Here is an 11,111-nt window from a genome sequence, read left to right as displayed (position 1 = left end):
CGCCTCAGAACGGCACGTCATCGTCCAGGTCGCTGTCGAAGGGCGGCGACTTGCCGCCGGCGGCGCCGCCCGATCCGCTTTGCCATTGGCTATCATCGCGGCTGTCGCTGCGGTTCTGGCCGCCTTCCTGCCGGTCGAGCAGCACCAGCTGCCCGTTATAGGGGCGCAGCACCACCTCCGTCGTGTACCGATCGGCGCCGGACTGATCCTGCCATTTGCGGGTCTGGAGCTGCCCCTCGACATAGACCTTGCTGCCTTTGCGCAGGTAGCGTTGCGCCACGTCGACCAGCCCTTCGTTCTGGATCGACACCGAATGCCATTCGGTACGCTCCCGCCGCTCGCCGCTGGCGCGATCCTTCCAGCTCTCCGACGTGGCGATCCGCAGCGTCGCGATCTTGCCGCCGTTCTGGAAACTGCGGGTTTCCGGGTCGCGGCCGAGGTGGCCGACCAAGATGACCTTGTTCACCGAGCCGCTCATGCGATCGGCTCGCCGTGTGCCTGACGATCATCGCGCCAGCATTCCAGCCCCATGTCGATGAGAGCCGTCACGAACGTCACTAGGTCACGTCCGTCGACCAAGCACGCTCGCTGCACGGCGGCGCTCACCCGAGGCTTCCCGCCCACCGCGACCTCGGGCGGTGTCTCCAACGTCGGCTTGGGAACGCCGCCCGGAAACCCGTACTTGGCCGCAAGCGATCGATGCCGTTCGACTGTCCAACCGCCCCCCGAGCGCGCCTCCTCCTTTAATTCGGCCGCTAACTGCTTCGGCAAGGATGCCGCGTCAGGAAAGGCCGCCATGAACGCGCGGACGCGCGCCGCCGTTTCCGGCTTCAAGGTGCCGCGTTTGCGCAACAGCGGGATGAAGCCGCCGTGATTGAGAACGATGGCCCCCAGTTCAGCAGCGGTGCGCTTGGTGGCACCGGTCCAAGCCTCGACCTCCCCCAGGAATTGATCGGCGGCGGGGTGCTGTGTCGCAGAAACGCTCATGCTGCGAGCCTTGCCTTGCGGCCGTAACGCCCGCGGTCGATCCATGCCTGGGCGGCGGGATAGTCGCGGTAGAGTCGGTCCAACGCACCCTCGGCCGCACCTCGATCGCCTATGCGAATGGCCTCGGCCAGCTCGATCAGGTCGCCCTCATGGAGGTCAGGCAGGTCGGGCTCATGATCGTCCCGGTCCGACAGCGCCTGTGCCAACGCCGCAGTTCTCGCAGAGTTGAGCAACTCGTCGTCATCGTAATCGGCTTCGATCGTCAGGTGATGGCCGGGAACCTCAGCGAACGCGCTGAGATCGACCTCAAGCCCCATCCGTTCTGCGAGCGCTGCAAGTTCCGTCAGGATGGAGGCGATATGCGCCTCCACTTCAATCACTGCCATGCGTCATCTCCTTCAGGCGCGCATCGGCATGCAGACGGCCACGAGATCAGGTTCGGCCTCTGCGCTGATGCGGATGGGGTGAGAAGGCTCGCCCAGTTCGAACCGAAGCACGCTGGCTTCGTGGAAGCTGCTGGCGAGGCTGATCAGATATTTAGCGTTGATGCCGACCGCCATCTGCGCTCCGGCATACTCGCCTGGCAGCGGCTCCACCGCGTGCGCGCCCATGCCATCACGCGTGATGAACTCGGGCTCGGCTCCATGCGTCAGTTCGATCCGCAGCGAGCGGACCTTTTCTCCGCTGATCGCGCTGGCGGCCTGCGCCGTAGCGATCAGCGCGTTGCGCCCGGCGGTCAGCACGTTGGCTCCGCCGCTTGGGATTGTCCGCTGGTAATCGGGATACGTGGCGGCGACGAGCTTGGCGGTGATCCGCAGCGGACCGGCGGCAACGACAATCCTGTCGCGGCCGGCTTCGATCGTCACGTCGGCATCGCCGCCGGCCACCAGCTTCCGCAGCAGGCCGATGGTCTTGCTGCTGACGATCATGTCCGGCATCCCGGCGGCATCATCTGGCAGGTCCACCTCGCATCGGAGCAAGCGATGACCGTCGCACGCGGCGCTCACCAGCTTGTCACCGACGACGTGTAGGAACACGCCCTTCAGGTAATAGCGCGCTTCTTCGCTCGACTGGGCCGCTTGGACGGTCTCAAACAACCGCTCGAATGTCCGTGCCGGCATGACAAAGCGCGTTGCGGCGTTCGTCACCGGAAGTTCAGGAAAGTCCGCGACCGGCAGCGTTGGCAGCGTCCGGGTCGACCGTCCTTGCTTGATGGCAAGAGCCCCCTTGTCAGCCACGAGTTCCATCTTCACGACGCCGGGCTTCAGGCTGTCGAGCGCGGCCTGCAATTTGCCTGCGGGCACGGTGATCGACAGCAAGCCTTCACCTTCGCACCCGGCGCGGACCTGGACATCAAGATCCGTACCAGCCACCTGGACACGCCCGCCGTCAGCCTCGATCAGCATATTGGACAGGATCGGGATCGTGTTACGCGCTTCGACAACCGACGTGACGTTGCGGACGATGCTCAACAGGGCATCGCGCTGGACTGTTAGGCTCATTCTGCGGTCTTCCTGGTAGGACGCCTGGTCGACAGCCCGTCGTCAAAGGTGACGACGCGCAGCCCATGCGCCACGTCGACCAGCTCGCTGGTCAGCTTGCCCGCCGTCCGCAGCTTCCGCTCCGCGTAGCGCGCCTGCTCCGCCGTCCCGATGCCGGTGATGCGCCCGATCGTCGCATAGGGCGGGCAGACATCGCCCGCCTTGGCGACGATGCGGAGATAGCGCAGCACCTTCATTGCCTTGGCGTCGAGCGCCGGCCCGGCCGTCACCGGCACCGTCCGCGACGGCCGCCGTCCGCCGGAGCGCACCGGAGCCTTGCGGCGGATCTCATAGTCCGTGCGCCCGTCCGGCTGGCGACGCTGGCGATGCCCGACCTTATGGGCGGCCAGCATCTTGCGGACGAGGGCGGCCGTCGCCGATTTCGGCGGCAGATGTTCGCCACGCGCATAGACCAGCACGTCGCCGGGAACCGCCTCGCGGATCCACCGCGCGACCAGGCCGGGCGCAGCCACGAAGCTGGCGAGGTCCGTTGCTTGGTAGTGAGCGGCCGCCATCATTCGGCTCCTGCCAGAGCGATACACACATCAATCGCCCGCCGCGCGTCGCGCAGGGATGGGAGCAGGGGGCGCAATTCGGTCGGGGTGGTCGCCACGCCCCCCTCGCTGTTCGGATGCTGGGTAGCCAGCAGCAGATGCAGCGCCGCCGACAGTTCCAATGGCGCGTTCACATCCACGCACACGCGCACATCCAACGGTAGGCTGCGGCCGCCGCCGAGGGCATAGAAGGGATCGATCGCACCCGGCCCGAACTCCGCCTCGATCGCGGCAAGGAACTTGCCCGAGAGGTCGCATGCCTCAGTCCGTGCGTTCTTGATCGTGCTTTCGGAGCAGCCGATCCGCTCCGCCAATTCGGCATCGTCCAGCCGGTGGTCCGCCTGCACCCGCAGGATGATCTCCTTCACCGCGCTGCGGTAAGACTTTGTGGTGGGGCGCGCGACGCGGGCCAAGACCTTGCCCCCGCTCATGCCGTAACGACCTCGGAATGAACGCTTGCAATGGCCTCATCGAAGTCGAACTCCGCTCCTTCACGGGCAGCGGCCAACCGCATATGATCCAGGCGTGCCCGCGTAAGCCCCACCCGCATCCAGCTGTGCACGGTCGTGACAGGAGCCTTGGTCATCTCAGCGACCTTGGGCGGACCGCCCAGGCCTTCGATGATCAAGCGAGCAGCTTCAGGGGGCGCGGTGTCGAACATGACGCCGCATATTCCATAATGGAATATCCCGCGCAAGCCAGAACATTCCACCTTAGAAATTTCTATAATCGTATATTGCTCTTAGATGCTGGTATGGATTTGGAAGCGATCAGGAGCGCCATGCGGCAGCAGGGCATGACCCAGGCGGAGCTGGGCGCGGCGATCGGTCTCACACAGGTTCAGATGTCGAAGTCGCTAAAGGGCGATCGGCGCTTCACTGTCCGAGAGATGGATGGCCTGCGCCGTTTGCTATCTGAAGGTGATGGGGCGACTGGAGCTATCCCGCTGCGGGCCATTCCGGTGATCGGCATGGTAGCCGCCGGCAACTGGCGCGAAGCTATCCAACAAACGCGCGACTATATGCCCGCGCTAGACCCCTCTGTTCCGCCGCGCGTCTTCTACCTGGACGTAGTCGGCGATTCGATGGACCTTCTCATTCCGGAAGGCGGTCGTGTTCTAGTCGACCCTGACGACAAGGCGCTCTTTCCCAATCGCTACTACGTGGTGGAGAATGCCGAGGGAGAGACGACCTTCAAGCAGTTGAAGATGGACCCGATGCGCCTTGTTCCCTGCTCGACAAACTCGGCGCATCAAGAGATTGCTATCGGGGAAGAGCCATTTTCGATTGTCGGCAGGGTGCTGTGGACTGCTGCCCGCGTTTAGAATTCTGACGACGCGGCCGCTTTAGCATCGAGCGGTCGACGATCACCACATCGGGTCCAAGCGCGGGCTCCAATGCTTCCCGCAAAATGCGCGTTTCAATCGTCAGCATCTGCACGTCACCCGGCACGACATGGAAGTAGCTCCCATGCTCGTCGTAATTGCCTAAGCCCAGCGCGATCGCGTCTCGGCGCGCCTGCTCACGCGTCGCCCTCCACGGCCCTTGAGCCTTGTTGAACGACACCACACGCCAAAAACTTACCGTCTGGTACATGCTCCAGCCTCGATTCGTGGAATACAAGCGAATGGAACATCACGAGAACACTCGTCAATCCTAACACACTATAATTCTATTATGGAAAGTTTTGCCTTGACCCATAACATTCCATAATCGAATAGTGCCGCCGTTCCCATGAACGGAGGCCAGTATGCCCGCACGTACCAAGAAGCCCGCTACCCAGCCGCAGACCGCGTCGGCGGGCTTCCGTTTCGATATCCACAACAATCCCCGTCCGGTCGGCGGCATTCTGGACGGGATCGTATGGCGGTCAGTTCCGCAGCGTCTTCCTGACGGCGTCCAGCTGTCCGAGGAAGTCGATAAAGGCGTCATCGCTAAAGGTGATGTTGGCGGTGTCGCCGCTCTCACCATCGATGAACTGCAAGCGCCAGAAATGGCCGTTGCGGGCATCGGTCTCCCCGATCTCGCAGGAGCTGGGCGCGATGTTGACGGTCATTGCCAAGACAAGTTCTCCTCTGATGGCGGCAGCAGCGTAGCCGACGCGATCGAGCAGCGCGATCCCGCAGCCGCTGCGATCATCGCCGATACGGTGATCGACCGCTGGGCTGACGCCCGCACCACCAGGGCGGTGACCCCGGTCGGCTACACGCCGGTGTCCGACCTCTATGCCGACTTCGCCAGCTGGCATGAGGTCGCCTTCCCAGAAGCCGAAGCGCCCACGCCGGAGGCGTTCGACCTCGTACTGGCAAAGCTGCCCAAGATCCGGTTCGAGGTCGTCGGCACCCGCGCCACCTTCCGGGGTACGGACATGAAGCGGGGAGCCAGCCTGATCCTCACGCGCCCGACCCGGTCGGCCGCCTGATGTCCGCGAACATCATCCCCCTCCCGCGCCGCGTCGACCGGCCGGAGCCCCGCCGGCCGATGCCGATCGTGCCCATGGTGTACGCCAAGCAGCGGCCCATCGTCATCGATCTGCACGGCGCCGTGCGCGGCCTGGCGATCGGAGTGCCCTTGGCCCTGCTGATCTGGGCGTTGCTGGTGGTGCTGCCGTGAGGCGCCGCGTGATCTCAGCCCACCGGGAAGTCACCTTGGCCGACCAGCAGCCGGACCACGTGCCCGCTCAGATAGCCCTGCAAGCCCAGGCGGCCTTCAATCCGCACCGGAACTGGCTTGTGCAGCCCGATACCCGATCGGCTCATGCGGTCGCGGTCCATGGCAAGGATCGCCTCCACTGCATCGCCGAGAGCCATCTTGCTACGCAGGATGCGAAGGGACGGCAGCTTGTCGGGCTCGAACAGCTCGACTTCCATGTTCCAGTCAATCGGCGGTGGCTCCGTCATGCGGGCCTACAGTCGCACGGGGGGAACACACGGGAAAGATTTAAGCGGTCAACCTTTGCCGCTCATGCCTTAGTCCGTTCGCATGAGAGGGAACCGACGCTGCACGATTTGAACAGCGCTCTCGATAGCTCGCGTCATTTCAAACGATCCGCTGCATTGCCTCAGTCTCCCGCCAGCCTGTCCGTCGTCAAAAACGATCGTGGCTGCTTCGACCTGCCCAATGTGCGCCAACAAGTTTTCTTCGGAGAACGTGCAGAGCTTGCTCGCGTTACGGGCGATCTCACCCCGCAATGTCTGTGCGCTGGGCAATCGAATCGACATGCGCCTAGAAGTGTCGTGTTCAAGGAACATAATCAACACCTTAGCTACTTCGGACTGTTGGATCGCAGCGACCAAACGCTAACTGCGGCATTGGGACTACGTACGTGCGGCCAAGCGAACCGGATCTACGACGCAATGCAAAACGACTGGGCTGCTGACATGGTCCGCAGGCTCGATGTTGAAAGTGAACTCGCTGTCGGCAGGGCGCGAGCATGACGGCCGCGCTCTACATCAACGAGTCCGCCGTCCTGCTGAAGACGGCCAGGGCCGTGCTGGTCGAATGCGAGCGGAACTTCCCGGCCTGGGTCGCGGCGGGCCAGATGACCCAGGCGCAGGCGGACAAGGATCTGCGCCGGCTCGCCGCGATCGTGGCCGACTGGCGCCGCATCGCCGCGCTCCGCGTCGGTCAGCCGGCCGAGCCACTGGACACCAGCGTCGGCACCTTCGCCAAATATGCTCTGCTGCGCCACCTGCATGAGCGCGAGCAGCAGCAGCTCGCCGCCGATCGGCAGGCCGTGCGCCAGGCGCTCGATCCCGCGATCGTCAACGCGATCATTGCCGGCGACCTCGACCGCCCGACCATCCAGCGCAACTGGAAGGAACGCCGCGCCGGCTTCACCAGCCCGACCCTCGGTGTCCTGTTCGACCGCGAACGCCGCGCCTGGACGATCGAGGCGCTCCTCTGGCATGCCGATCGCTGGCCGCGCGCCATGGACATGGCCGAAACCCAAGCCGCCCTGATCGCCCGCGATCGGCCGGCCGAGCCCGCGAGGGCGGCGGCGTGATCATGGCCCGTTGCCAACACGTCTCCGCAAACGGCCGCTCAGCGCCGAACGGTTCTGTCGTGCACCTTTGCCCGGAATGCCTGTGCGGCGTTCTCAGCGGCCCTGAGCGGCGGGTTTTCTGTTCCCCCGCCCACAAGAAGGCGTGGGACAATCGCCAGCGCCTTCGCGGCCGCCAGCTGTTCCCCTTCGCCGCCGTCGCCCGCGTTACCCGTGGTGGTACACGCGGCAACCGCGAGACGGGTCACCGCGCCCAGGCCGATCAGGACATGCTGCTCGGCCGGTGGAACGAGGAAGACGCGCGCGACAACCGCATGAGCCAGTCGGACTATCTGACCTTGCTCTATCACCTGGGGTTCGATCGGCCATGACCGTGGTCTTGCTCACCCCCGAGGAGGCGGCGGACCGGCTGGGTGTCTGCACGAAGCTCTTGCGCCAGCTCCGGCGCGAAGGTCACATTCGCTACGTTGCCATCACGAACCGCATGATTCGGTACCGACCGGAAGACTGCGACGACTTCGTGCAGAGCCGCGTGCGGAAAGAGGTCGAATGTCCGTCTACAAACCGGCGCGGTCGCCGTACTTCCACTACGATTTCGTCTGGCAAGGTCGTCGCTTTCACGGCTCGACAGGCTGCCGCACGAAGCGGGACGCCGAACGGCACGAAGAGCGCGTAAGGGCGAAAGCTCGCGACGGCGACGCCAAGCGCCCGCCGATCACCGTGGACGAAGCGGCCGGGCTCTATCAGGAGAAGGTCGAGGAAAAGCCGTCCTGGCCGACCACCCGTTATATCCTGGCCGCCGTGATCGAGGGGCTGGGCCAGCATGTCCTTTTGAGCGAGGTGACCCAGCGCGACCTTGAACTGCACGTCGCGAAGCGCCGCAACGGTCGGTCGAACGCGAGCGTCAATCGCGAGACGGAGGTGCTGCGCGCCATGTGGCGCCGGGCCGAAAAGGCGCGGTTCGACGTGGGCGAAATGCCGGACTGGGGCGCGCTGATGCTGAAGGTGCCCCGCACCGATCCCCGCGAACTAAGCCTGGACGAGGAAGACGCGCTCTTCCCCGAGATCCGCGCCGATCTCTACGACTTCTGCCTGTTCGCGTTGAAGGCAGGGTGGCGGCGGGGCGAGGTGATGGGCCTGCGCTGGTCCGATCTGGATCTCGGTCAGGGCACCGCCCGCACCAAGATCAAGGGCGGCGACGTGATCAAGCGGCCACTCACCCAAGAAATGGTCATCATCCTCGCCAACCAGCCCAAGAAGGGGCCGTTCGTCTTCACCTACGAGGCGCAGCGGACCAAGGGCGCGCTGGTCGACAAACTCGGGCGGAAGCAGCCCGCGCGCAAGAAGGGGGATCGCTATCCCCTTACCGCCACCGTGCTGCGCAAGCCGTGGGCGGAGGCGAAGAAGCAGGCGAAGGTTGAGAACTTCCGCTTTCACGATCTACGCCACACGCGGGGCACCCGCATCCTGCGGGCGACCGGCAACCTCGCCGCCGCCAAGGCCGCCCTCGCGCACCGTTCGATCAAGACAACGCTCCGCTATGCGCACGCGGCAGACGACGACATCCGCCAGGCGCTGGAAGTCAGCGACTCCCGGACTATTCCCGAACGGACCGGCAGGGGTGCGACAAAAGCTAAGTGAAAACAGCGGGTTAACTGGCGTGCACACGAACCGTGTAAACGAGATGCTCTACCAACTGAGCTAACCGCCCTCCCGCAGGAGAGGCCCGGAAATACCGGCTTTTGCCGCCGACGCAAGCCGCCTTGTCGGGATCACCCGGGTTGCGGGGCGACAGGGCGATGGGCAAGCGGTCCGGCGCGGCCGATCCCGCGCGCGCCCGGCGACCGCCGGCGCCGGCAGGAGCCTCGCCACCGTACCGGCCGCGCCCGCGCCTCTCGCGATCACTATCAGGGACGGACACGGCCCGCGTGGGCCCGATCTGGTCGCGGCCTTATGCCAGGGTCGTGCCGATCCGTTCCAGCGCGTTGAAATAGGATGCCATGCTGTTGGCGGCGGCTTCCGACAGGTCGATGAATACGCGTCGCCCGTCGCGCGGGTCCGCCGTGCGGACAAACACGCCCTCGTCGGTCAGGCGCTTGATCCAGCGCAGCGCCGTGGTCGGCGGAACGGCGGCGGCGATGCACAGGCTGGACACCGCGACGGTGCGCCCCTCCAGCCGGGCCAGCATCAGGTCGAGCAGCATGTCCCAGGCCGGATCCGCGAACAGGTCCGGCGTGAAATACTGGTCGCGCATTCGCCGCGCGCGCAACGTCATGCGCAGCGTGGCGGCGGAAGGCAGCGTCCCGGGCACCACCGGCGCACGCGCCAGGGTCAGCGGCGCCGCGGGCTCCTGCGCGGTGGACAGTTGCGCCAGCGCGCGGGCGATGCGGTTCACCTCCTCGCTCAGGCGGCGCAGCTCCGCCTCCTCGCCTTTTTCGCGCAGGCCCTGGCGGGGTATGGCCAGCGCCAGGCCGAGCGCGGCCGCCGCCTCGATCTCCCCGGTGTCGCACAGCAAGGCCACGCCCGCGGATTGCAGGCGGGCCGTGGTGCAGTCGAGCAGGGTGCTTGAGATGCTGACCACCGAGCGGAAGCTGTTGCCCGCCGCCCCGTCCTCGATCCGGTCGAGCAGTTCGTCGAGCGCCGCGCCCGGATCCTCCGTCAGATCGAGCAGCACCGCGTCGGCGGCGGCACCTGCCGCCAGCGCCGCATTGGCCTCCGCCAGCGACCCCAGGGGGCGTGCCCGAACCCCGATCACGTCCAGCAGGCGCCGGCAGCGTTCCAGACCGAGCGGGCTGTCCGCAAAGAATTCGACGGTTGGACCGGCTTCGTAGCTCAGGTGTGATGCAGTTGCACTTCCGTTCATCGATTGTGGGGATAAGCCAACAATATCAGATTGAAAGCAGATCCCTCCGCTCCGGTCACGTCTCCCATCGCCCCTTCCTTGATCCATGTGAATCGGTCCGTTTTGGATTCGAGAGCTGCGGAGGAACGTCCGCCCGCGCTTCTCGTTGATCGAGCACTGGATAGAGGTTGTTGATATGGCGGGAAAATATTCGGCACGCAATGACAGTGGTCATCATGTCATCGCCCAGGACGATCCGATTGCGCTGCACGTCCTGAAGCAGGAGCATCATCGCTTTCGCGAACTGTTCGATGCGGCGGAGGCATCGGACGGGGAAGAGCGGGCGGCGATCGCGCGCGAATTGTGCATGCGGCTGGGCGTCCACATGACGATCGAGGAAGAGCTGCTCTATCCCGCGCTCAAGAGCGTGATCGGCGCGGACGAGATCAACGAGGGCATAGTCGAACATGCCGCCGGCAAGGTGCTGATGGCGGAGATCGAGAACCTGTCCGGGGACGAGGAATTGTACGAGGCCAAGGTGCACGTGCTGGGCGAGGAAACCATCCACCATATCGACGAGGAGGATGAAGAACTGTTCGAATATGCCAAGCAGGCGCATCGCGACGGCAAGGTCGACCTGGACGAACTCGGCCGCACGCTGGAGGCGCGCCAGGCGGAACTCTACGCCAACCTCGAACAGTTCGGCGATGAAGGCGACACGCACGAGGCGGTGGCCGAGGAAATCCCGGCCGCCTGATCGGGGCCGCGATCAGGCGCCGTCCGGGCCGGATGGCGACGGCGCATGCCTACCGGCTGATTACCAGCACGATGATCGCGGCCAGGATGAAGACGACGATCGCGCTCCATTTGAACAGGCCGAGGAAGCGGCCATAGGTTCGCGCATGCGCGGGAAGATCGATCTCGGCACCGTCCTCGGCCATCGTTCATCCTCATCGGTCGTTTGCGGGCGAGACTAACCGCGCGGCCGCCCCGGCTTCAAGCGCAGATCGGACGGCGGCTGAGTCTTTCCGGCAACACCACTAAAGATTGAGTCCGGCACGCGCGCTGGACTCCACATGCTGTGGATAACTTTGCACGCATCGTCGCGAATCCGGCCCCCGCCGCCCGTCGGCCCTCATCGACGCTCTTGACCGCGGAGTCCGCGCGCCCGCATCAGGCGCGCTT

Annotated in this window: 17 protein-coding genes and 1 pseudogene; 8 read left to right on the top strand and 10 right to left on the bottom strand. The window is 65.1% G+C overall.

The features are described 5' to 3' along the window. Positions 1 to 4: 4 nt before the first annotated feature. The 7 genes from ssb to Q0D93_RS05715 are packed head-to-tail and all read right to left on the bottom strand — an operon-like array spanning position 5 to position 3,743. Positions 5 to 478 (bottom strand): single-stranded DNA-binding protein, encoded by a 474-nt coding sequence (gene ssb, locus Q0D93_RS05745; RefSeq protein WP_294391996.1) that lies wholly within the window; start codon positions 476 to 478, stop codon positions 5 to 7. Then, positions 475 to 987 carry a hypothetical protein gene (locus tag Q0D93_RS05740; protein ID WP_294391995.1) on the bottom strand — a complete coding sequence of 171 codons (513 nt, stop codon included), beginning with the start codon at positions 985 to 987 and terminating at the stop codon, positions 475 to 477. Before Q0D93_RS05740 ends, ssb begins: the two co-directional genes overlap by 4 nt. Beyond that, positions 984 to 1,373, bottom strand: a complete 390-nt coding sequence (locus tag Q0D93_RS05735) for a hypothetical protein (protein ID WP_294391994.1) — start codon at positions 1,371 to 1,373, stop codon at positions 984 to 986. The genes Q0D93_RS05740 and Q0D93_RS05735 overlap by 4 nt, the downstream gene beginning before the upstream one ends. Positions 1,374 to 1,385: 12 nt before the next feature. Continuing rightward, the gene (dnaN, locus tag Q0D93_RS05730; protein WP_294391993.1) at positions 1,386 to 2,489 is read right to left on the bottom strand and encodes a DNA polymerase III subunit beta; all 1,104 of its coding nucleotides are present in this window, start codon (positions 2,487 to 2,489) and stop codon (positions 1,386 to 1,388) included. Beyond that, entirely contained in the window at positions 2,486 to 3,043 is a 558-nt protein-coding gene (locus tag Q0D93_RS05725) for a hypothetical protein (RefSeq protein ID WP_294391992.1), read from the bottom strand. The genes dnaN and Q0D93_RS05725 overlap by 4 nt, the downstream gene beginning before the upstream one ends. Further along, the gene (locus Q0D93_RS05720) at positions 3,043 to 3,513 is read right to left on the bottom strand and encodes an XRE family transcriptional regulator (protein ID WP_294391991.1); all 471 of its coding nucleotides are present in this window, start codon (positions 3,511 to 3,513) and stop codon (positions 3,043 to 3,045) included. The genes Q0D93_RS05725 and Q0D93_RS05720 overlap by 1 nt, the downstream gene beginning before the upstream one ends. Then, positions 3,510 to 3,743, bottom strand: a complete 234-nt coding sequence (locus Q0D93_RS05715) for a hypothetical protein (protein ID WP_294391990.1) — start codon at positions 3,741 to 3,743, stop codon at positions 3,510 to 3,512. Before Q0D93_RS05715 ends, Q0D93_RS05720 begins: the two co-directional genes overlap by 4 nt. 93 nt (positions 3,744 to 3,836) lie before the next feature. On the opposite strand from Q0D93_RS05715, the gene Q0D93_RS05710 reads away from it, so the two are divergent. From Q0D93_RS05710 to Q0D93_RS05700, 3 genes are all read left to right on the top strand, one after another. Next, positions 3,837 to 4,406 (top strand): XRE family transcriptional regulator, encoded by a 570-nt coding sequence (locus Q0D93_RS05710; RefSeq protein ID WP_294391989.1) that lies wholly within the window; start codon positions 3,837 to 3,839, stop codon positions 4,404 to 4,406. Positions 4,407 to 4,831: 425 nt separating this feature from the next. After that, complete coding sequence (locus Q0D93_RS05705) at positions 4,832 to 5,503, top strand: hypothetical protein (RefSeq protein ID WP_294391988.1); 672 nt, start codon at positions 4,832 to 4,834, stop codon at positions 5,501 to 5,503. Next, positions 5,503 to 5,694: a hypothetical protein gene (locus Q0D93_RS05700; protein ID WP_294391987.1), complete on the top strand. Its 192-nt coding sequence runs from the start codon at positions 5,503 to 5,505 to the stop codon at positions 5,692 to 5,694. The genes Q0D93_RS05705 and Q0D93_RS05700 overlap by 1 nt, the downstream gene beginning before the upstream one ends. A gap of 14 nt (positions 5,695 to 5,708) precedes the next feature. On the opposite strand, the gene Q0D93_RS05695 is transcribed toward Q0D93_RS05700, so the two are convergent. Continuing rightward, positions 5,709 to 5,981 (bottom strand): hypothetical protein, encoded by a 273-nt coding sequence (locus Q0D93_RS05695; protein ID WP_294391986.1) that lies wholly within the window; start codon positions 5,979 to 5,981, stop codon positions 5,709 to 5,711. 533 nt (positions 5,982 to 6,514) lie between these two features. Between Q0D93_RS05695 and Q0D93_RS05690 the strand changes: the two genes are divergently transcribed. From Q0D93_RS05690 to Q0D93_RS05680, 4 genes and pseudogenes are all read left to right on the top strand, one after another. After that, positions 6,515 to 7,087, top strand: a complete 573-nt coding sequence (locus Q0D93_RS05690) for a hypothetical protein (RefSeq protein ID WP_294391985.1) — start codon at positions 6,515 to 6,517, stop codon at positions 7,085 to 7,087. A gap of 59 nt (positions 7,088 to 7,146) precedes the next feature. Continuing rightward, positions 7,147 to 7,455, top strand: a complete 309-nt coding sequence (locus Q0D93_RS05685) for a hypothetical protein (protein WP_294391984.1) — start codon at positions 7,147 to 7,149, stop codon at positions 7,453 to 7,455. Next, a pseudogene (locus Q0D93_RS14860) lies at positions 7,452 to 7,604 on the top strand (helix-turn-helix domain-containing protein); the annotation flags it as partial. The gene Q0D93_RS05685 and the pseudogene Q0D93_RS14860, both read left to right, overlap by 4 nt. Before the next feature lie 29 nt (positions 7,605 to 7,633). Continuing rightward, entirely contained in the window at positions 7,634 to 8,725 is a 1,092-nt protein-coding gene (locus tag Q0D93_RS05680; protein WP_294391983.1) for a site-specific integrase, read from the top strand. Positions 8,726 to 9,035: 310 nt separating this feature from the next. Here the strand turns inward: Q0D93_RS05680 and Q0D93_RS05675 are convergent, their stop codons facing one another. After that, complete coding sequence (locus tag Q0D93_RS05675) at positions 9,036 to 9,947, bottom strand: MarR family winged helix-turn-helix transcriptional regulator (protein WP_294391982.1); 912 nt, start codon at positions 9,945 to 9,947, stop codon at positions 9,036 to 9,038. A gap of 175 nt (positions 9,948 to 10,122) precedes the next feature. Here Q0D93_RS05675 and Q0D93_RS05670 point away from each other — a divergent pair, with 175 nt between their 5' ends. Further along, positions 10,123 to 10,683: a hemerythrin domain-containing protein gene (locus Q0D93_RS05670; RefSeq protein WP_294391981.1), complete on the top strand. Its 561-nt coding sequence runs from the start codon at positions 10,123 to 10,125 to the stop codon at positions 10,681 to 10,683. Between the two features lie 49 nt (positions 10,684 to 10,732). On the opposite strand, the gene Q0D93_RS05665 is transcribed toward Q0D93_RS05670, so the two are convergent. Further along, positions 10,733 to 10,867, bottom strand: coding sequence for an aa3-type cytochrome c oxidase subunit IV (locus tag Q0D93_RS05665; RefSeq protein ID WP_294391980.1), 135 nt, complete (start codon positions 10,865 to 10,867; stop codon positions 10,733 to 10,735). Positions 10,868 to 11,111 lie beyond the last annotated feature (244 nt).

It is taken from the genome of uncultured Sphingomonas sp., assembly GCF_934560975.1.
Lineage (GTDB): Bacteria > Pseudomonadota > Alphaproteobacteria > Sphingomonadales > Sphingomonadaceae > Sphingomonas_I.
Note: the sequence above shows the minus strand (reverse complement) of the source record. Positions and strands in the feature narration are given on the sequence as shown.

Coding starts and splice junctions, on each gene's coding strand:
- Q0D93_RS05700 (WP_294391987.1), top strand. CDS start 5,503: ATGTCCGCGAACATCATCCCCCTCCCGCGCCGCGTCGACCGGCCGGAG.
- Q0D93_RS05670 (WP_294391981.1), top strand. CDS start 10,123: ATGGCGGGAAAATATTCGGCACGCAATGACAGTGGTCATCATGTCATC.
- Q0D93_RS05675 (WP_294391982.1), bottom strand. CDS start 9,947: ATGAACGGAAGTGCAACTGCATCACACCTGAGCTACGAAGCCGGTCCA.
- Q0D93_RS05720 (WP_294391991.1), bottom strand. CDS start 3,513: ATGAGCGGGGGCAAGGTCTTGGCCCGCGTCGCGCGCCCCACCACAAAG.
- Q0D93_RS05665 (WP_294391980.1), bottom strand. CDS start 10,867: ATGGCCGAGGACGGTGCCGAGATCGATCTTCCCGCGCATGCGCGAACC.
- Q0D93_RS05725 (WP_294391992.1), bottom strand. CDS start 3,043: ATGGCGGCCGCTCACTACCAAGCAACGGACCTCGCCAGCTTCGTGGCT.
- Q0D93_RS05735 (WP_294391994.1), bottom strand. CDS start 1,373: ATGGCAGTGATTGAAGTGGAGGCGCATATCGCCTCCATCCTGACGGAA.
- Q0D93_RS05680 (WP_294391983.1), top strand. CDS start 7,634: ATGTCCGTCTACAAACCGGCGCGGTCGCCGTACTTCCACTACGATTTC.
- Q0D93_RS05705 (WP_294391988.1), top strand. CDS start 4,832: ATGCCCGCACGTACCAAGAAGCCCGCTACCCAGCCGCAGACCGCGTCG.
- ssb (WP_294391996.1), bottom strand. CDS start 478: ATGAGCGGCTCGGTGAACAAGGTCATCTTGGTCGGCCACCTCGGCCGC.
- Q0D93_RS05710 (WP_294391989.1), top strand. CDS start 3,837: ATGGATTTGGAAGCGATCAGGAGCGCCATGCGGCAGCAGGGCATGACC.
- dnaN (WP_294391993.1), bottom strand. CDS start 2,489: ATGAGCCTAACAGTCCAGCGCGATGCCCTGTTGAGCATCGTCCGCAAC.
- Q0D93_RS05715 (WP_294391990.1), bottom strand. CDS start 3,743: ATGTTCGACACCGCGCCCCCTGAAGCTGCTCGCTTGATCATCGAAGGC.
- Q0D93_RS05690 (WP_294391985.1), top strand. CDS start 6,515: ATGACGGCCGCGCTCTACATCAACGAGTCCGCCGTCCTGCTGAAGACG.
- Q0D93_RS05740 (WP_294391995.1), bottom strand. CDS start 987: ATGAGCGTTTCTGCGACACAGCACCCCGCCGCCGATCAATTCCTGGGG.
- Q0D93_RS05695 (WP_294391986.1), bottom strand. CDS start 5,981: ATGACGGAGCCACCGCCGATTGACTGGAACATGGAAGTCGAGCTGTTC.